Below are 19,632 nucleotides of genomic sequence, written 5' to 3'. Positions count from 1 at the left end.
AGCTTCCAGCCAGCGCATGGCTGGAAGTGAGGCAAGGGGTATGCAGGTCAGCGCAGCTCCCCGCACAGGTCCAGTTCTACGAGGCGGCGCACCTCAGCCGTGTCGAGCCCGGCACCGATCAGGGCATTGAGCTTGCCGAACGCCGCTTCACGGGTCATGCCGCCACCCGACAGCACGCCGACGCCGCGCAGGCGACTGCCGGCCTCATAGACATCCAGCTCCACGCCGCCTTCATGGCATTGCGTGATGGCAACCACCACCACACCGTGATCCTGCGCGCGCTTGAGGCTGGCCAGGAACGCGGGGTTGTCGCTCGGCCCGGTGCCGCTGCCGAAGCACTCGAGCACCAGAGCCTGAATGCCGCTGTCTATCAGGCCGTCCAACTGCGCAGCGCCGATGCCCGGCACTAACGGCAGTACGCCGACATTGGCCAGGCCTTTGTCCTGGCGATAGCCCAGCGCGTGGGGGATCGAATCGGCCTGTGCCGCGCCGCCATTGCGACGCAGCGCGGCAAACGGATGGCGACCGAAACTGCGGATTTTCGCGCAGCGGGTCGGCGCCATCAGCTCGCCGTGGAAATACAACTGCACGCCGGCTTCCAGGCCTTTGCCGAGGGTGACCAGCGCGCCGCTGACGTTTTCCCAGGCATCGCTGTCGGGTACGCCGGCCGGCAACATGGAACCGGTGAACAACACCGGTGCCGGCAGCCCCAGCAATTGGAAGCTCATGGCCGCCGCGCTGTAGGCCAGGGTGTCGGTGCCGTGCAGGATCAGCACGGCGTCGCAGCCCTCGTCCACCGCTTCAACCACCGCGGTGCGCAGACGCTGCCAGTACGCGGGGGTCATGTTGGCGCTGTCGATCAGCGGTGCCATTTCCCGGAAGCGCCAGGCGGGTACCGGCAGGTTGGCAAGCTGTTCGCGCATGCGCGCTTCGAAACCGGATGCGGGGGCCAGGCCGTTGGCGCTGGCCTGCATGCCGATGGTGCCGCCGGTGTAGAGCACCATCACGTTGTCAGCTGGTTGCATCGAAGAATCTCCTGAACGAAAAACGCCGCCGGGCCCAGAGCATGCCCAAGGCCGGGCGGCGTGTCATCTATCTATGTAGCTGCGCTCAGCGTTGCACTTGAGCGTTAAGTTGCGCCGAAGGCACCGCGTCCGGTTTTACCGGGTTGGCCGGCCAGGCCTTGCGGTCCAGGTCCAGGTCAGGGAACTGGCTGGAATCGAACACGGGGGTCTTGATGCCCGCTGCGCGCTGGTTGTCGTAGTCGTTGAGGATGCGCATGGCGATCTTGAACAGGAACGCCAGGGCGAACAGGTTAACGAAGGCCAGCAGGGTCATGGTGATGTCGGCAAAGGCGAACACGGTGCTCAGGTTCTCGATGGAACCCCAGAAAATCAGCGCCAGTACCAGTGCACGGTAGCCCATCAGCACTTTGCGGTTGTTGCCCACCAGGAAGCGCAGGTTGCTCTCGCCGAGGTAGTAGTTGTACATGATCGAAGTGAACACGAACAACGCCAGGGCCACCGAGATGAACATGCGGCCCCAGTCACCCACCACGGCCGCCAGGGAGTTTTGGGTCAGGGCAATGCCATCGCCTTCAAAACCTGGGGTGTAGAAACCCGAGAGCAGGATCAGCAGGGCCGTGCAGGTGCAGATCACGAAGGTGTCGAGGAACACGCTGAACGCCTGGACGACGCCCTGGGCGATCGGGTGTTCAACGGAAGCCACCGCTGCCACGTTAGGCGCACTGCCCAGACCGGCTTCGTTGGCGAACACGCCGCGCTTGACGCCCATGATGATCGCGCTGCCGACCAGGCCACCGAAGGCTTGGTCGAGACCGAACGCACTCTTGACGATGGTCGCGAGCATGGCCGGTACGTGGTCGAATTGCAGCACGATCACGTACAGGGTCACGGCGATGTACACCAGGGTCTTGACCGGTACCAGCAAGTCGGCGATGGAGGCGATGCGCTTGATCCCACCGATGAACACCAGGCCCAGCAAGGCCGCCAGGGCCAGGCCGGTGTAGGTGGTGTCGAGGCCGAAGGCGTTGTTCAGCGAGTGGGTCACGGCGTGGGCTTGCAGGCCGTTGAAGGCGAAGCCAAAGGTCACCAGCAGCAGGAACGCCATGACCATACCCAGCCAGCGTTTGTGCAAACCGTGCTGGATGTAATAGGCCGGGCCGCCACGGTAGGTGCCTTCGGCGTCAGTGCGCTTGTACAACTGACCGAGGGAGCACTCGATAAAGCTCGACGACATGCCCACCAGTGCGGTGACCCACATCCAGAACACGGCGCCAGGGCCACCCAGAGTCACGGCAATGCCGACACCGGCGATGTTACCGGCACCGACGCGCCCGGCCAGGCTGAGCATCAGCGCCTGGAACGAGCTGAGTTGACCGGCGCTGCTTTTGAGGCTGTCGCGAAACACCGAAAACATGTGGAAAAAGTGACGCAATTGAACGAAACGCGAGCGGATCGTGAAATAACCGCCGAGCCCGACAATGAGCACGATCAGTACTTTCCCTGAGAGGAAGTCGTTGATGACTTCGAGCATGGAGTGTTCCTCGCTGATTTTTCTAATGGCAAACGCAGGACGGTTCAAAGCCGTCGCATAGCACCAGGCAGTGCGCGACAGTCAGACCCCAATCCTTTTGCGGGTTGTTATTCATGCGGTTTCGCGTTGTACCCGGGCCTCGTTACCGACGGCCGCAGACGCGAAGAGGGGCGGCACTATACCTAGGCGAGCATGATCCGTCTGCACGGCCTGATTAAAGGTTTCAGCCGGGCGCTGGAGGGCAAGGTGGGTTTGCAGGGCGATATTGGATTTTTTATGGGCGTCATTTCACAACCTTGAGGCAAAAAAAAGGGCCTGAAGAACGAGCCTTCAGGCCCTCAAAAGGTGAGAGGTGTCTAGTCCCTCAACCTGGTGAGCGGTGCAACAAACACTTAGGCCTTCAACGGGACCAAGCGTGGAGCGATCATGTTTTCGGGGCGCAGGATGTCGTCGAGCATGGCGTCGTCGAGCAAGCCTTCTTCGCGCACCAGTTCCAGTACGCCGCGGCCGCTTTCGAGGGCGATACGCGCGATACGGGTGGCGTTTTCATAGCCGATGTAAGGGTTCAGTGCGGTGACCAGGCCGATGGAGTGCTCCACCAGCTCGCGGCAGCGTGCTTCGTTGGCGGTGATGCCGACGATGCAGTGTTCGCGCAGCATGTCCATGGCGCGCTGCAGCAAACGGATCGAGTCGAAGATCTTGAACGCGATCAGCGGCTCCATCACGTTCAACTGCAGTTGGCCGCCTTCGGCCGCCATGGTCAGGGCCAGGTCGTTGCCGATGACTTGGAACGCGACCTGATTCACGGCCTCGGGGATTACCGGGTTGACCTTGCCGGGCATGATCGAGCTGCCCGGCTGACGCGCCGGCAGGTTGATCTCGTTGATGCCGGTGCGCGGGCCGCTGGACAGCAAGCGCAGGTCGTTGCAGATCTTCGACAGTTTCACCGCGGTACGCTTGAGCATGCCGGAGAACAGCACGAAGGCGCCCATGTCGGAGGTGGCTTCGATCAGGTCGGCTGCCGGGACCACCGGCTGGCCGCTGATGACTGCCAAGCGTTGTACGGCCAGGGCCTGGTAACGCGGGTCGGCGTTGATGCCGGTGCCGATGGCGGTGCCGCCCAGGTTGACTTCGGTCAGCAGCTCCGGGGCCAGGGTTTTCAGGCGCGCCAGGTCTTCACCCAGGGTGGTGGCGAACGCGCGGAATTCCTGGCCGAGGGTCATCGGCACGGCGTCTTGCAGTTGGGTACGGCCCATTTTCAACACATGACCGAACTCGACACCTTTGGCGGCGAAGGCTTGGATCAGGCTGTCGAGGCTGGCCAGCAGCGCGTCGTGGCCCAGCAGCAGACCCAGGCGGATCGCGGTGGGGTAGGCGTCGTTGGTCGACTGCGCCATGTTCACGTCGTTGTTGGGGTGCAGGTATTGGTATTCGCCCTTCTGGTGACCCATGGCCTCCAGCGCGATGTTGGCGATGACTTCGTTGGCATTCATGTTGGTTGAAGTGCCGGCGCCGCCCTGAATCATGTCCACCACGAACTCTTCGTGGAAATCGCCGCGGATCAGGCGGGCACAGGCTTCGCTGATGGCAGCGTGCTTGGCTTCGCTGAGCTGGCCCAACTCGCGGTTGGCATCGGCGGCTGCTTGCTTGACCATTGCCAGACCGACCACCAATTTCGGGTAATGCGAAATCGGAACGCCCGAGAGGCGGAAGTTGTTCACCGCTCGCAGGGTCTGGATGCCGTAATACGCTTGAGCAGGTACTTCGAGTACGCCAAGCAGGTCTTTTTCGGTACGGAAAGATGCAGCAGAGGACATGACGGAAATCATCTCGATAGGGACCCGGAACTGGCCGGAACGCTGTGAATGCTAGGCGTCTACGAATTTTTGGGCCAATGCTGTTAAACACTGGCCTATGCATAAACGGCATAATGCAGGTGTGACCCGGCTATCATGGCGGGCGTGTGTGCCAAAATGGTGCGTACCCCTGGGAGGAAGTGATGAACCTTGAGAGCAAATGGCTGGAAGACTTCAGCGCCCTGGCAGCCACGCGCAGCTTTTCCCAGGCGGCGGAGCGGCGTTTCGTGACCCAGCCGGCGTTCAGTCGACGTATCCGCAGTCTTGAGGCCGCACTGGGCCTGACCCTGGTCAACCGCTCGCGCACGCCGGTCGAGCTGACGGCGGCGGGGCAGTTGTTCCTGGTGACCGCGCGCACCGTGGTCGAGCAACTCGGCGAAGTGCTGCGCCATTTGCATCATCTGGAAGGCGGTCAGGGCGAAGTCATGCAAGTGGCGGCCGCTCACTCCCTGGCGTTGGGCTTCTTCCCGCGCTGGATCGCGCAATTGCGTAACGAAGGCTTGAACATTGCGACGCGTCTGGTCGCTACCAACGTGGGCGACGCGGTGCACGCCCTGCGCGAAGGCGGTTGCGACCTGATGCTGGCCTTCTACGACCCGGACGCCGCGATGCAAATGGACGCCGAAATTTTCCCCTCGCTGCACCTGGGCAACACCGAAATGCTCCCGGTGTGCGCCGCCGATGCGGACGGCAAGCCGCTGTTCGACCTCGAAGGCGAGGGCAGCGTGCCGTTGCTGGCCTACAGCGCCGGCGCGTTTCTTGGGCGTTCGGTGCACCTGCTGCTGCGCCAGCGCGCGCTACGCTTTACCACCGTGTACGAAACTGCCATGGCCGACAGCCTCAAGAGCATGGCCCTGGAAGGCCTGGGCATTGCCTGGGTGCCGCAACTGAGCGTGCGCGCGGAATTGGCCCGGGGGGAGTTGGTGGTGTGCGGCGGTCCGCAATGGCATGTGCCGCTGGAGATTCGCCTGTATCGCTGTGCGTTGGTGCGCAAGGCGAATGTGCGGTTGTTATGGCGAAAACTCGAAGGTGGGGCGGTGCAGAATCCTGCCGCCGAACGCTGACCTCAGAGTCAATAAAACCGCCACTTTGCACCGCTGGACAGATGGTCATTCCAGGGGCTGTTTATCTGGATTATTACGGTATACTGCGCGGCCTTCGGCCGGTCCAACCGGCCAAATTTCGTACAACAAGCCACGCCGGACTTCCTGCGTGGCTTGTTGTTTTTTGACGCGCCTGCGGGCGCCCAGAGAGAAGAGGCACGACGATGAGTGCATTGGTTGGCGTGATCATGGGCTCCAAGTCCGATTGGTCCACCCTTAGCCACACCGCCGATATGCTGGAAAAACTCGGCATTCCGTATGAAGTGAAAGTGGTCTCTGCCCACCGCACCCCGGACTTGCTGTTCCAGTATGCCGATGAAGCAGAATCCCGTGGCATCGAGGTGATCATCGCCGGTGCCGGCGGTGCAGCGCACCTGCCAGGCATGTGTGCGGCCAAGACCCACCTGCCCGTGCTGGGCGTACCGGTGCAGTCGGCGATGCTCTCGGGCGTGGATTCGCTGTTGTCCATCGTGCAGATGCCGGCCGGTATTCCGGTGGCCACCCTGGCGATCGGCAAGGCCGGCGCGATTAACGCAGCGCTGCTGTCCGCCAGCATCCTGGGCGCCAAGCACCCGCAGTTCCATGCGGTGCTGAAAAAATTCCGTGCTGAACAGACAGACAGCGTGCTGGACAATCCAGACCCACGTATCGCCTGAGGTTGTTGACGATGAAAATCGGTGTAATCGGTGGCGGCCAACTGGGCCGCATGCTGGCGCTGGCGGGAACCCCGCTGGGAATGAACTTCGCTTTCCTGGACCCGGCGCCGGACGCGTGTGCGGCTGCCCTGGGTGAACACCTGCGGGCTGACTACAGCGACCCGGACCACCTGCGCCAATTGGCCGACGAAGTCGACCTGGTGACCTTCGAGTTCGAAAGTGTCCCGGCTGAAACCGTGGCGTTCCTGTCGCAGTTCGTGCCGGTGTACCCGAGCGCCGAGGCCCTGCGCATCGCCCGTGATCGCTGGTTCGAGAAGAGCATGTTCCAGGACCTGGGCATCCCGACTCCGGCGTTCGCCGATATCCAGTCCCAGGCGGACCTGGACGCTGCGGTAGCCAGCATTGGCCTGCCGGCCGTGCTCAAAACCCGCACCCTGGGTTACGACGGCAAGGGCCAGAAAGTGCTGCGCACCGCCGCCGATGTAGTCGGCACTTTCGCCGAGCTGGGCAGTGTTGCCTGCTTGCTGGAAGGCTTCGTGCCGTTCACCGGTGAAGTCTCGCTGATCGCCGTGCGTGCACGGGATGGCGAGATCCGCTTCTACCCGTTGGTGCACAACACGCATGTGAACGGCATCCTCAAGCTGTCCGTGGCCAGCACCGACCATCCGCTGCAGGCCCTGGCCGAAGATTATTCCAGCCGTGTGCTCAAGCAACTGGATTATGTCGGCGTGATGGCGTTCGAGTTCTTTGAAGTCGACGGTGGCCTCAAGGCCAACGAAATCGCCCCGCGTGTGCACAACTCCGGGCACTGGACCGCCGAAGGCGCCGAGTGCAGCCAGTTCGAAAACCACCTGCGTGCTATCGCGGGTTTGCCACTGGGCTCCACGGCCAAGGTCGGCGAGAGCGCCATGCTCAACTTCATCGGCGTGGTACCGCCGGTGGAGCGCGTGATGGCGATCGATGACTGCCACCTGCATCACTACGGCAAGGCTTTCAAGGCCGGGCGCAAGGTCGGCCACGCCAACCTGCGCTGCAAAGACCGCGCGACGCTGCAAGCGCAGATTCTCAAGGTCGAAGCGCTGATCGCCGAGCAATAAGGCAAGTCCGACGGGAACCATTGGTGGCCGTCGTCCCTCTGATTGCAGGATGCCAAAGCCTGTCTAGGCTTTGGCATGGCTCACATTCATTCAGAGGTAAATGCCATGGGTATCATCGGAACCATCTTTATCGGCCTGATCGTCGGTCTGCTCGCGCGTTTCCTCAAGCCTGGCGACGACAGCATGGGCTGGATCATGACCATCCTGCTGGGTATCGCCGGTTCGCTGGCGGCGACCTACGGTGGTCAGGCGCTGGGTATCTACCAGGCCGGCCAAGGTGCGGGTTTCATCGGCGCGCTGGTGGGTGCCATTGTGTTGCTGGTGATCTACGGCCTGATCAAAAAGAAGTAATCAGCCGACGAAGTCCTCTGCGCTGCGCAGGCGCAGAGGGCTAGAATGCTCGGCACTTGTACTTGCCGAGCCTCTCCATGCGCCGTTTTCTGTTGACTCTCCTCCTGCTGGGCTCTGGCCTGGCGCACGCCGGTGAATTGCCGGAAACCGACTGGCTCGACCTGATGCCGCTGTCGGACCAAAAAGCCCTCGAGGCCATGCCCGAGATCGACCACAACTCCCCGGAAGCCCAAGGCACCTTTACCGACAAGGGTGGTTTGAAGCAGAGCAAAGGCTTGCCGGCGGTGATGTATTCGACCAAGACCGTTGCCGCGATGAACGGCAAAAACATCCGCATCGGTGGTTACCCCGTACCGCTGGAAACCGACGCCAAGGGCCGCAGCACCTTGTTCTTCCTGGTGCCGTACCCCGGCGCATGCATCCACGTGCCACCACCGCCGCCTAACCAGTTGGTGCTGGTGCGTTATCCCAAGGGTTTGAAGCTCGATGATATCTATACGCCGCTATGGGTCACCGGCACCTTGAAGGTGGAAAAGGTGAACAACGATCTGGCGGATGCGGCGTATGCGCTCGATGCAGGGAAGGTGCGGGTAGTGAAGGAGTCGGATCTCTAAGCCTCCTCCACCTTTCGCTTGGGTTTACACAGTCGTACTGGTAATGGTCACACCCAGGGTGTGGCTTTCACCGGGCACCAATGTCACTACATCATCCAGTACATTCGCCGTTTCGATACACAACATGCCCTGCCAACCATCGTCGGCCATGTCATCGAAGGCCTTGGCGCGTTCGGTCCAAGGGTTCCAGATCACGGTCGATTTGGAGCCTTGGCTGATGAGCCGGATGCCGCGCTGCCAGTCGTTATCGACGATGTTCAACTGAGCGGGCGTATCGAGGTAGATACGGTCGGTCTCGGCCGTGAAGTGCAGCAGGCCCGCTTGCGTCTTTTCGCTCCAGCCATCGGCGGTATCGACATACGCCGCGCCGTCCAGGCCTTCGACCTGCACGTTGCGTACATCGCTCACGGCAAAATAGGTATGCAGCGCCTGGCTGAGGGTGACGGCATGGGTATCGCGGTTGTGGCTGGTCAGGCGGATATGCAGGTGCTCGTCCAGTAGCAGGCTGAGGGTCAGGTCGACCTGATGGGGCCAGCCGGGAAAGCCGTCTGCGGGCATCGGCAGCGTCAGGTCGACACGCAGCGTTTGGCCTTCAAGCGCGGTCCCGGCCAATTCCCACAGCGCGGTGCGCGCAAAACCGTGGGCGCCGGCTGGCTGATCGCTCTGGCGCATTGCCTTGACGCTCTGCGGGTTGCGGTCGAACACGCCAAACCACGGCCAGCATACGGGTACGCCGGTGCGGATGCCCTTGCCGCGCTTGAAGACCGCCTCAGGGTTCGGCCAGATCAGCGGCTGTTCGCCCTCGCGCTGGTAACTGAAGATATGCGCGCCTTGTCTGGCGACCATCAGTTCGGCGCCGTTGTGGCGGAAGCGCCAGCAGTCCAGCTCGTCGATTTTCACGGTTTCCACGTGGGGCGTAGGCATACACAGCACTCTTGATGGCAGGCAATGGGGCAATTGACCGTCAAAACCCCGCGAGGTTTAACGCGCGCGCGACGGTACCGAACGCGTGCGGCCGCTGCCATCGATGGCGACGAAGACAAAGACCGCCTCGGTCACCTTGCGCCATTCGCTGGACAGCGGGTCGTCACTCCACACCTCGACCATCATCTGGATCGAGCTGCGGCCGATTTCCAGGGCCTGGGTATAAAAGGACAACTGCGCCCCCACCGCAACCGGCACCAGGAACGCCATGCGATCAATAGCCACGGTGGCGACACGGCCGCCAGCGACTTTGCTGGCCATCGCGGTACCGGCCAGGTCCATCTGCGCTACCAGCCAGCCGCCGAAGATATCGCCAAAACCGTTGGTTTCACGCGGGAGCGCGGTGATTTGCAGGGCGAGATCGCCTTGCGGGATAGGATCTTCTTGTTCGAGTTCGATCATGCCGGGGGTGCCTCTGACCCGTAACGCTTCATGGGTATTTCAAGTGGATAGCCGTCTCAGGGAAAAACGTTTCAGCACCAACGTACACCGCTCGATGCGTTTCTCTTAAGGCGTGCTAAAAGGGAAACTCTGCCAAATCGGCTGGATGGCCACCCAACGACGGTTTGGCACAGCAGCCCCTCAAGACTGCGGGTCTTGCGCGTGCAAGGGCCGAGTATATCGGGACCCTGGCGTCACGACGACCTTCCAAGGTTCATTTGGTCGGTAAATAGACGCTGTATCGGGGCTTTTGCAAGCAACTGTTCGCCTGGCGCTGTGCTTTTACAAGCGATTTGCTATCTTGCCAAGCCCGCCGCCAGTCACGGGCGTGCCGTCCTTATTACATGATTACTATAAGAGAAGCCTTGCCATGTCCTCCGTGCCCGCAAGCAGCGCGCAATCTTCGCGCCCGCTGACCCGCAACGACTACAAAACCCTGTCGCTGTCTGCCTTGGGCGGGGCGCTGGAATTTTATGATTTCATCATTTTCGTGTTTTTCGCCACCGTGGTCGGAAAACTGTTCTTCCCTGCCGACATGCCCGAATGGCTGCGCATGATGCAGACCTTCGGCATCTTCGCCGCGGGCTACCTGGCGCGGCCCCTGGGCGGGATCATCATGGCGCACTTCGGTGACCTGCTGGGTCGCAAGAAGATGTTCACCCTGAGCATCTTCATGATGGCCGTGCCGACCCTGATCATGGGCCTGCTGCCAACTTATGCGCAGATCGGCCTGTGGGCGCCGATCCTGCTGCTGTTGATGCGCGTCATCCAGGGCGCGGCGATTGGCGGCGAAGTACCCGGCGCCTGGGTGTTTGTCTCCGAGCACGTACCACCGCGCCATATCGGCTATGCCTGCGGCACCCTGACCAGTGGCCTCACCGCCGGTATCCTGCTGGGTTCGTTGGTGGCCACCGCGATCAATACACTTTATAGCCCGGAGCAGGTCTCGGATTACGCCTGGCGGATCCCGTTCCTGCTCGGCGGTGTGTTTGGCCTGTTGTCGGTGTACCTGCGTCGCTGGCTGCATGAAACGCCGATCTTCGCCGAAATGCAGCAACGCAAGACCCTGGCCGCCGAGCTGCCCCTGCGCGCGGTATTGCGTGACCACCGTGGCGCCATCGTGCTGTCGATGCTGCTGACCTGGCTGCTGTCGGCCGGCGTGGTGGTGGTCATCCTGATGACCCCAACCGTGCTGCAAACCGTCTACCACTTCAGCCCCACCATTGCGCTGCAAGCCAACAGCCTGGCCATCGTCACCCTGAGTCTGGGCTGCATCGCCTCCGGTGCCCTGGCCGACCGCTTCGGTGCCGGTCGCGTGCTCATGGCCGGTTGCGCCCTGTTGCTGGCCACCTCCTGGACGCTCTATCACAGCCTGCTGGCGCACCCGGACTGGTTGTTCCCGCTGTACGCGTTGACCGGCCTGTTTGTCGGCACCATCGGCGTGGTCCCATACGTGATGGTCAAGGCCTTCCCGCCGGTGGTGCGTTTCAGCGGCTTGTCGTTCTCCTACAACGTGGCCTACGCCGTGTTCGGCGGGCTGACGCCGCTGGCGGTGTCGCTGCTGATGAAGGAAAGCGCGATGGGCCCGGCTTACTACGTGGCTGCCCTGTGTGTGATGGGGATGGTAGTGGGCGGGTACCTGTGGAAGCGCGGGCGCTAGAAACCGCCTGATCCGTTGTGGCGAGGGCCATGCGCCTTCGCCACAAACATGTTGCTGATTCAATGATTACCGTGTGTTTCTGAATTACCGCGCTACCTGCGTATTACCCCCGTATTCCTACCCTCTTTCCCCTCCGCCTGCGTTCTCTCTCAATGCTGGCCTTTCATCTAATTGTCATATTCCAGACATAGAGTGTTCACACGGCCTACTGATACTTGGCCCCGATCCAACTATCCCTATCTGCTAGGAGTAAGGCATGAAACTGAAGCGTTTGATGGCGGCAATGACTTTTGTCGCTGCTGGCGTTGCGACTGCCAACGCGGTGGCCGCTGGTGTTGACCCGGCAATCCCGGCTTACGTTAAGACCACTGGTGTGTCGGGCAACCTGTCCAGCGTCGGTTCCGATACCCTGGCGAACCTGATGACCCTGTGGGCTGAGGGTTACAAAAAGGAATACCCGAACGTCAACATCCAGATTCAAGCTGCCGGCTCCGCCACTGCGCCTCCTGCGCTGACTGAAGGCACCTCTAACCTGGGCCCGATGAGCCGCAAGATGAAGGACACCGAACTGGCTGCCTTCGAGCAGAAGTACGGCTACAAGCCAACCGCTATCCCGGTTGCCGTGGATGCCCTGGCCGTATTCGTGCACAAAGACAACCCGATCCAGCACCTGACCATGGAACAAGTCGACGCGATCTTCTCCTCGACTCGTCTGTGCGGTGGCAAAGCTGACGTGAAAACCTGGGGTGATCTGGGCGTGACCGGTGACCTGGCCAACAAGCCGGTGCAACTGTTCGGTCGTAACTCGGTATCCGGCACTTACGGCTACTTCAAGGAAGAGGCCCTGTGCAAAGGCGACTACAAGCCTAACGTCAACGAACAACCAGGCTCGGCTTCGGTCGTGCAGTCGATCAGCTCCTCGCTGAACGGCATCGGTTACTCGGGCATCGGCTACAAGACTGCAAGCGTGAAGACCGTGGCCCTGGCCAAAAAAGGCAGCACTGACTTCATCGAAGACAGCGAAGAAAACGCCCTGAACGGCAAATACCCGCTGTCGCGTTTCCTCTACGTTTATGTCAACAAAGCTCCGAACAAGCCTCTGGCTCCGCTGGAAGCTGAGTTCGTGAAACTGGTGCTGTCCAAACAGGGCCAGGAAGTTGTAGTGAAAGACGGCTACATCCCACTGCCAGCCAAAGTGGCCGCCAAGGCCCTGGCTGACCTGGGTTTGAAAGAAGGCGGCAAGTAAGCCACCTGTAAAAACGCCTTGAGCCCGCTATCTGCGTGAGCTCAAGGCCCGGGCGGGGTCTGCAGGACCTGGACCCCGCCTCCTAATTTTCAGTCCGCTGCCAGCTCTGCTACGCGGCGGATTTCTTGCGTCACTGCATTGTCATCTTTCTGTCATACAGGATCGCTAGGGTGTGCGCATGAATGATCTGGCCAATTCCCCCATGACGACGACTTCTCCTCCCAAGCGCATTGATTTCAATACGCCTGAGCTGCAACGCAAGCGCCGCATTCGCGCGCTCAAGGACCGCCTGACCCGTTGGTACGTGCTGGTGGGCGGCCTCGCTGTCCTCGGCGCTATCACCCTGATCTTTTTCTTTCTGGCCTACGTGGTCGCGCCGCTGTTCCAGGGTGCCTCGCTGACAAAAGAAGAGGCGCTGACCCCGGCCTGGATCCAGGATTCAGGCAAACCGCTGTTGATCTCCCTCGAAGAGCAGAACCAGGTCGCCATGCGGGTTTCCGACAAGGGCCAGGCGCTGTTCTTTGAGGTCGACACCGGTGCCGAACTCAAGCGCGTCGACCTGCCGCTTCCGGCCGGTGCCAGCGTGGCGTCCATCGGTGAAGACCAGCCGGGCAGCCCGTTGGTCATCCTCGGTTTATCCAATGGTCAGTCTCTGGTTTTCCGCCACACCTATAAGGTGTCCTACCCGGACGGCAAAAAGACCATCAGCCCGGCGATCGAATACCCTTATGGCGAAACGCCAATCGTGCTGGATGAGGCCGGTCGTCCGTTGGAGCACGTCGCCCTCAATGCCACCGACACTTCCCTGGTGATAGCCGGTTCGGCCGGTTCGTACTTGAACGTGCTGACCCTGAGCCGCGAAGAAAACATGATGACCGGTGAAGTCACCAGCGAGCAGAAGCGTGTCGAGCTGCCGCAAATGACCGAGCCCGTAAAGGCGATCTTCATCGATCCGCGCCAGCAATGGCTGTATGTGATCAACGGCCGAGCCCTGGCCGATGTGTTCAGCCTGCGCGACAAGAGCCTCAACGGGCGATACAAATTGTTGGAAGATGGCAACGCCGAGATCACCGCCAGCACCCAGTTGGTCGGTGGTATTTCGCTGATCGTTGGTAACTCCAAAGGCGGCCTTGCCCAATGGTTCATGGCCCGCGACCCGGATGGCGAGCAGCGCTTCAAACAGATCCGCACCTTCCAGATGGGCACATCGCCTATCGTCGAAATCACCGCTGAAGAGCGCCGCAAGGGCTTCACCGCCCTCGATGCATCCGGCCAGTTCGGCGTGTTCCACAGCACCGCCCACCGCACGCTGCTGGTGGACCCGGTCGTCGACGGTCAAGGTGTGTTTGGTCTGTCACCACGGGCTAACCGCGTGATCGTGGAAGCTGGCGGCAAGCTGCAACCGTTGCTGCTCGACAATCCGCACCCTGAAGTGTCGTGGAGCGCGTTGTGGAGCAAGGTCTGGTACGAAAACTACGACGAGCCTAAATACGTCTGGCAATCGACCGCAGCCAACACCGACTTCGAACCTAAAATGAGCCTGGCTCCGCTGACCTTCGGTACGTTGAAGGCGGCGTTCTACGCCATGCTGCTGGCCGCGCCGCTGGCGGTGGCCGCTGCGATCTATACCGCTTACTTCATGGCGCCGAGCCTGCGCCGCAAGGTCAAGCCGGTGATCGAACTTATGGAAGCGATGCCGACGGTGATCCTCGGCTTCTTCGCCGGTTTGTTCCTGGCGCCCTATGTAGAGGGGCATCTGCCGGGGATCTTCAGCCTGCTGATGCTGTTGCCGATCGGCATCCTGGTCGCCGGCTTTGCCTTCAGCCGCCTGCCTGAATCCCTGCGCCTGCGCGTTCCTGATGGTTGGGAAAGCGCGATGCTGATCCCGGTGATCCTGTTTGTGGGCTGGCTCTCGCTGTACATGAGCCCGTACCTGGAAACCTGGTTCTTCGGCGGTGATATGCGCATGTGGATCTCCCACGACTTGGGCATCACCTACGACCAGCGCAACGCCCTGGTGGTCGGGCTGGCCATGGGGTTCGCGGTGATCCCGAACATCTACTCCATCGCCGAAGACGCCGTGTTCAGCGTGCCGCGCGGCCTGACCCTGGGCTCCCTGGCTCTGGGCGCCACGCCTTGGCAGACCATGACTCGCGTGGTGATCCTGACCGCCAGCCCGGGCATCTTCTCCGCCCTGATGATCGGCATGGGCCGCGCAGTGGGCGAGACCATGATCGTGCTGATGGCCACCGGTAACACGCCGGTGATGGAGATGAACCTGTTCGAAGGCCTGCGCACCCTGGCGGCCAACGTCGCAGTGGAAATGCCCGAGTCGGAAGTGGGCGGCAGTCACTACCGCGTGCTGTTCCTCTCGGCACTGGTACTGCTGCTGTTCACCTTCATCATGAACACCCTCGCCGAGCTGATCCGTCAGCGTCTGCGCAAGAAATACTCGTCGCTTTAAGAAAGGTAGAAGTCTGTGAAACAGAACTCCCTGAATGGATGGTTCAAGAGCGGCGCCCCAGGCGTCTGGATCAGCGGTGGCGCGGTGTCCATCGCGGTCATCATGACCATTGGTTTGCTGGCCGTGATTGCCGTGCGTGGTTTGGGCCACTTCTGGCCGGCTGACCTGATCCAGGCCAACTACAACGTACCGGGCCAGGAAAACCATATCGTCATTGGCGAATTGGTGCAGAAAGAAGAAGTGCCGCGCGAGCGTCTCAAAAGCGCTGGCCTGCCCGTGCCGGATCAAGGCCCGGAATTCATGACCCGCGAGCTGATCAAAGTCGGCAACCGCGACCTGAACGGTAACGACTTCACCTGGATCGTGGGCGAGTGGTTGAAGGACCAGACCAAGCCGACCCACCTGATGACCATCGAACGTCGTGAGTGGGGCAACTTCTACGGCACCCTGGTCAACGTCAAGCAGGATGGCAAGGTCATCGCCGAAGGCGAGGCCGCGTGGCCGGAGCTGCAAGCCCGCGTCGACCGCGTGAACAAGCTCGCCGCCCAGCTCAAGAGCCTGGAAAAAACCGATATCGGCGCGATTAACGCAGGCCTTGAACGCATCCGCCTGCACGGTCGCAAACTGGAACTGGAAGGCAAGCTCGACGCCGCCGCCCAGGCCGACATGGATGCTGACCGCGCTGAACTGAATGCCCGCTACCAGGACATCGAAGCGCGCCTGGCCGACCTGCACGCCCAGTTCAACCGCGATTCGCTGACGGCCCGTGACGGCAACGGCAAGGAAGTGGAAATCGGCATAGGCAAGGTGGTGCACGCCTACCAGCCGAACGCCATGGGCACCATGACCAAGATCGGCTTTTACTTCAGCAAGGTCTGGGAATTTTTGAGCGATGACCCACGGGAAGCCAACACCGAAGGCGGGATCTTCCCGGCCATCTTCGGCACCGTGATGATGACCCTGATCATGGCGATGATCGTGACCCCGTTCGGTGTACTGGCGGCAGTGTACCTGCGCGAATACGCCAAGCAGAACACCCTGACCCGCATCATCCGCATCGCCGTGAACAACCTGGCCGGTGTTCCTGCCATCGTGTACGGCGTGTTCGGCCTGGGCTTCTTCGTGTATGTGCTGGGTGGCTCGGTTGACCGCCTGTTCTTCGCCGAAGCGCTGCCGGCACCGACCTTCGGTACCCCGGGCCTGCTCTGGGCGTCGCTGACCCTGGCGCTGCTGGCGGTGCCGGTGGTGATCGTGGCCACCGAGGAAGGCCTGGCACGGATTCCTCGTACCGTGCGTGAAGGTTCCCTGGCACTCGGCGCGACCAAGGCGGAAACGCTGTGGAAGATCGTGCTGCCGATGGCCAGCCCGGCCATGATGACCGGCATGATCCTCGCCGTGGCGCGTGCCGCCGGTGAAGTGGCGCCGCTGATGCTGGTAGGCGTGGTGAAACTGGCCCCATCGCTGCCGTTGGACGGCAACTACCCGTACCTGCACCTGGACCAGAAGATCATGCACTTGGGCTTCCATATCTACGACGTCGGCTTCCAGAGCCCCAACGTAGAAGCCGCACGCCCGCTGGTGTACGCCACCGCCTTGTTGCTGGTGCTGGTGATCGCCACGCTTAACCTGTCGGCGGTGTGGATTCGTAACCACCTGCGCGAGAAGTACAAGGCGCTGGACAGCTAAAGCTATTCGCCACAAGCGGCAAGCGACACGCCGCTTTTGCTCAAATCTTGCAGCTTGCAGCTAAAAGCTGGCAGCTACGAACGGAGTGAGACCATGCAACACGAAACCCAATCCCACGGCATCAACATGTCTGCCCTGGGTCGCGACAAGCAGAGCCTGAGCCTGGCTGAAGAAACCGTGGCCATCGAAGTACCGGGCCTGAGCCTGTACTACGGTGACAAACAGGCGCTGTTCGATGTCAGCATGAACATCCCCAAGCAGCGTGTAACCGCGTTTATCGGTCCGTCGGGCTGTGGTAAGTCCACGCTGCTGCGCACCTTCAACCGCATGAACGACCTGGTGGACGGTTGCCGCGTGGAAGGCGCAATCAACCTGTACGGCACCAACATCTACCGCAAGGGCGAAGACGTGGCAGAGCTGCGTCGCCGGGTAGGCATGGTGTTTCAGAAGCCAAACCCGTTCCCCAAGACCATCTACGAAAACGTGGTCTACGGCCTGCGTATCCAGGGCATCAACAAGAAACGCATCCTCGACGAAGCCGTTGAGTGGGCGTTGAAGGGCGCGGCGCTGTGGGACGAGGTCAAGGACCGCCTGCATGAGTCGGCGCTGGGTCTGTCCGGCGGTCAGCAGCAGCGTCTGGTGATTGCCCGTACCATCGCGGTGGAGCCGGAAGTGCTGTTGCTCGACGAACCGTGCTCGGCGCTTGACCCGATCTCGACGCTGAAAGTCGAAGAGCTGATCTACGAGCTCAAATCCAAGTTCACCATCGTGATCGTGACCCACAACATGCAGCAGGCTGCGCGGGTTTCCGATTACACCGCGTTCATGTATATGGGCAAGCTGGTGGAGTTCGGCGATACCGATACCCTGTTCACCAATCCGGCGAAGAAGCAGACCGAAGACTATATTACGGGGCGTTATGGCTAGTGCTGGGCTGCTGGCCGCAAGCTTCAAGCGGCAAGTAAAAGCAGTTCAATGCAACGACACCTATCAACTTGCAGCTTGTAGCTAGTGGCTTACAGCGTTTGCGGAGCAAACCCATGATTAGCAAAGAAGGCCTTACCCACCACATCTCCGCGCAGTTCAACGCCGAGCTTGAGGAGGTGCGCAGCCACCTCCTGGCGATGGGCGGGCTGGTGGAGAAGCAAGTCAACGACGCCGTCACTGCGCTGATCGAGGCCGACTCGGGCCTGGCCCAGCAAGTGCGTGAGATCGATGACCAGATCAACCAGATGGAACGCAACATCGATGAAGAGTGCCTGCGCATTCTGGCCCGTCGCCAGCCGGCGGCCTCGGACCTGCGTTTGATCATCAGCATTTCCAAGTCGGTGATCGACCTTGAGCGCATCGGCGACGAAGCCACCAAGATCGCCCGCCGCGCCATCCAGTTGTGTGAAGAAGGCGAAGCGCCGCGCGGTTATGTGGAAGTGCGTCACATCGGCGACCAAGTGCGCAACATGGTGCGCGATGCCCTCGACGCCTTTGCGCGCTTCGACGCGGACCTGGCACTGTCGGTGGCCCAATACGACAAGGTCATCGACCGTGAGTACAAGACGGCCCTGCGTGAGCTGGCCACCTACATGATGGAAGACCCGCGCTCTATCTCGCGGGTCTTGAGCATCATCTGGGTGCTGCGTTCCCTGGAACGGATCGGCGACCACGCACGCAATATCTCGGAATTGGTGATTTACCTGGTTCGCGGGACCGACGTACGGCACATGGGCCTCAAGCGCATGAAGGCCGAAGTTGAAGGTTCAGCCGATCAAATCCCTAATGTTCCGGGCGAATCTGACGATAAGTAAGGTTGCCCGAGAAATTAACGCCCGGCCTTTGGTCGGGCGTTTTCATTTGTGGCGTCTGAATTTTCTGCGAGTCGGATAAAGAAAATCCGAACGTGACTACAGAGTTTTGGCAAAATGCCACCAGTCAGGCGTTTTGCGTGCCGAAGTTTTTATAGGATGAAGGGTCGATGAGTAAAGTCAGTGTGTTGGTGGTGGATGACGCCTCGTTTATCCGCGATCTGGTGAAGAAGTGCCTGCGCAACTACTTCCCTGGGATCAAGCTTGAAGATGCGGTGAACGGCAAGAAAGCCCAGACCATCCTGATGCGCGAGACCTTCGACCTGGTGCTGTGCGACTGGGAAATGCCGGAGATGTCCGGGCTGGAGCTGCTGACCTGGTGCCGCGAACAGCCGCACCTCAAAGCCATGCCGTTCGTGATGGTGACCAGCCGTGGCGACAAAGAGAACGTGGTCCAGGCCATCCAGGCCGGGGTATCCGGTTACGTCAGCAAGCCATTCACCAACGAACAACTGCTGAACAAGGTCAAGCAGGCTCTGCAGAAGGTCGGCCGCCTTGACGCGTTGGTCGCCAGCGCACCGACCAAGATGAACTCGGCCTTCGGCAACGACTCCCTGAGCGCCCTGACCGGCGGCAAGCCTGAGGCCGCGCGTGCGGCGCCCGTTGCAGCGGCTGCGTCGGCGCCCAGCAAAGGCCTGCTCAACAGCCCGCCGGTTCGCGCCGCCACCCCATCCGCCGCGCCGTCTGCCGGTCGTGGCCAGGGCCAGCTGCGTCTGTCCAGCGGCACCCAGCAATGCGTGATCAAGGCGCTGAGCATCAAGGAAGCGCTGCTGGTGGTGCGCCGCGGTGAAGTCCTGCCTCAGGTATTGGAAAGCGCCGTGCTCGACCTGGAACAAGGCGACAACGCCGAGGTGGCCCGCCTCAACGGCTACCTGCACGCCATCGTCGCGTTCGAGCCCAAGCCCGACAGCGACTGGCTGCAACTGACGTTCCGGTTTATCGATCAAGATGCGCAGAAGCTTGACTACATCTCGCGCTTGATCGCACGGGGCACAGCGCAGAAGCATTTCGTGCCGGGTGCCTGATCGTGTGGCGAGGGCGCTTGCTCCCGTTGGGCCA

The 19,632-nt window shown here is 61.3% G+C and carries 17 protein-coding genes; 12 read left to right on the top strand and 5 right to left on the bottom strand.

What is annotated here, in order from left to right:
• Nucleotides 1-47: 47 nt before the first annotated feature.
• From KZX66_RS18440 to aspA, 3 genes are all read right to left on the bottom strand, one after another.
• On the bottom strand, nt 48-1,025 hold the full coding sequence (locus tag KZX66_RS18440) for an asparaginase (RefSeq protein ID WP_248081923.1): 978 nt from the start codon (nt 1,023-1,025) through the stop codon (nt 48-50).
• An 85-nt stretch (nt 1,026-1,110) separates the two neighbouring features.
• Nucleotides 1,111-2,556, bottom strand: coding sequence for an alanine/glycine:cation symporter family protein (locus KZX66_RS18435; RefSeq protein ID WP_248081922.1), 1,446 nt, complete (start codon nt 2,554-2,556; stop codon nt 1,111-1,113).
• A 392-nt stretch (nt 2,557-2,948) separates the two neighbouring features.
• Nucleotides 2,949-4,373 carry an aspartate ammonia-lyase gene (gene aspA, locus KZX66_RS18430; RefSeq protein ID WP_017528608.1) on the bottom strand — a complete coding sequence of 475 codons (1,425 nt, stop codon included), beginning with the start codon at nt 4,371-4,373 and terminating at the stop codon, nt 2,949-2,951.
• 182 nt (nt 4,374-4,555) lie between these two features.
• Here aspA and KZX66_RS18425 point away from each other — a divergent pair, with 182 nt between their 5' ends.
• The 5 genes from KZX66_RS18425 (at nt 4,556) to KZX66_RS18405 (ending at nt 8,233) form a co-directional block, all read left to right on the top strand.
• Nucleotides 4,556-5,476, top strand: coding sequence for a LysR substrate-binding domain-containing protein (locus KZX66_RS18425; RefSeq protein WP_248081921.1), 921 nt, complete (start codon nt 4,556-4,558; stop codon nt 5,474-5,476).
• Between the two features lie 203 nt (nt 5,477-5,679).
• Complete coding sequence (purE, locus tag KZX66_RS18420) at nt 5,680-6,171, top strand: 5-(carboxyamino)imidazole ribonucleotide mutase (RefSeq protein ID WP_003176980.1); 492 nt, start codon at nt 5,680-5,682, stop codon at nt 6,169-6,171.
• Between the two features lie 11 nt (nt 6,172-6,182).
• Nucleotides 6,183-7,268 carry a 5-(carboxyamino)imidazole ribonucleotide synthase gene (locus KZX66_RS18415; protein ID WP_248081920.1) on the top strand — a complete coding sequence of 362 codons (1,086 nt, stop codon included), beginning with the start codon at nt 6,183-6,185 and terminating at the stop codon, nt 7,266-7,268.
• 105 nt (nt 7,269-7,373) lie between these two features.
• Entirely contained in the window at nt 7,374-7,619 is a 246-nt protein-coding gene (locus KZX66_RS18410) for a GlsB/YeaQ/YmgE family stress response membrane protein (RefSeq protein WP_005792540.1), read from the top strand.
• A gap of 77 nt (nt 7,620-7,696) precedes the next feature.
• A complete protein-coding gene (locus KZX66_RS18405) occupies nt 7,697-8,233 on the top strand; it encodes a DUF3299 domain-containing protein (protein ID WP_041161056.1) in 537 nt (178 codons plus the stop codon).
• Nucleotides 8,234-8,257: 24 nt separating this feature from the next.
• On the opposite strand, the gene KZX66_RS18400 is transcribed toward KZX66_RS18405, so the two are convergent.
• Nucleotides 8,258-9,157 carry a D-hexose-6-phosphate mutarotase gene (locus tag KZX66_RS18400; protein WP_248081919.1) on the bottom strand — a complete coding sequence of 300 codons (900 nt, stop codon included), beginning with the start codon at nt 9,155-9,157 and terminating at the stop codon, nt 8,258-8,260.
• Between the two features lie 57 nt (nt 9,158-9,214).
• Entirely contained in the window at nt 9,215-9,619 is a 405-nt protein-coding gene (locus tag KZX66_RS18395) for an acyl-CoA thioesterase (RefSeq protein WP_003176975.1), read from the bottom strand.
• Nucleotides 9,620-10,028: 409 nt separating this feature from the next.
• Here KZX66_RS18395 and KZX66_RS18390 point away from each other — a divergent pair, with 409 nt between their 5' ends.
• The 7 genes from KZX66_RS18390 to KZX66_RS18360 all read left to right on the top strand — a co-directional run bounded on the left by KZX66_RS18390 (nt 10,029) and on the right by KZX66_RS18360 (nt 19,598).
• Nucleotides 10,029-11,318: an MFS transporter gene (locus tag KZX66_RS18390; protein ID WP_248081918.1), complete on the top strand. Its 1,290-nt coding sequence runs from the start codon at nt 10,029-10,031 to the stop codon at nt 11,316-11,318.
• A 256-nt stretch (nt 11,319-11,574) separates the two neighbouring features.
• Nucleotides 11,575-12,564: a phosphate ABC transporter substrate-binding protein PstS gene (locus tag KZX66_RS18385; protein WP_248081917.1), complete on the top strand. Its 990-nt coding sequence runs from the start codon at nt 11,575-11,577 to the stop codon at nt 12,562-12,564.
• A 430-nt stretch (nt 12,565-12,994) separates the two neighbouring features.
• Complete coding sequence (locus KZX66_RS18380; protein ID WP_248082102.1) at nt 12,995-15,028, top strand: ABC transporter permease subunit; 2,034 nt, start codon at nt 12,995-12,997, stop codon at nt 15,026-15,028.
• 15 nt (nt 15,029-15,043) lie between these two features.
• On the top strand, nt 15,044-16,714 hold the full coding sequence (pstA, locus tag KZX66_RS18375) for a phosphate ABC transporter permease PstA (protein WP_248081916.1): 1,671 nt from the start codon (nt 15,044-15,046) through the stop codon (nt 16,712-16,714).
• A 93-nt stretch (nt 16,715-16,807) separates the two neighbouring features.
• Nucleotides 16,808-17,641, top strand: a complete 834-nt coding sequence (pstB, locus tag KZX66_RS18370; RefSeq protein ID WP_248081915.1) for a phosphate ABC transporter ATP-binding protein PstB — start codon at nt 16,808-16,810, stop codon at nt 17,639-17,641.
• A 113-nt stretch (nt 17,642-17,754) separates the two neighbouring features.
• Nucleotides 17,755-18,516, top strand: a complete 762-nt coding sequence (gene phoU, locus KZX66_RS18365; RefSeq protein WP_032884456.1) for a phosphate signaling complex protein PhoU — start codon at nt 17,755-17,757, stop codon at nt 18,514-18,516.
• 167 nt (nt 18,517-18,683) lie between these two features.
• On the top strand, nt 18,684-19,598 hold the full coding sequence (locus KZX66_RS18360) for a response regulator (protein ID WP_248081914.1): 915 nt from the start codon (nt 18,684-18,686) through the stop codon (nt 19,596-19,598).
• Nucleotides 19,599-19,632 lie beyond the last annotated feature (34 nt).

It is taken from the genome of Pseudomonas sp. EYE_354 (genome assembly GCF_023148575.1).
Classification (GTDB): domain Bacteria; phylum Pseudomonadota; class Gammaproteobacteria; order Pseudomonadales; family Pseudomonadaceae; genus Aquipseudomonas.
The sequence above is the reverse complement of the archived record's forward strand: the minus strand, read 5'-3'. Positions and strand labels throughout refer to the sequence as shown.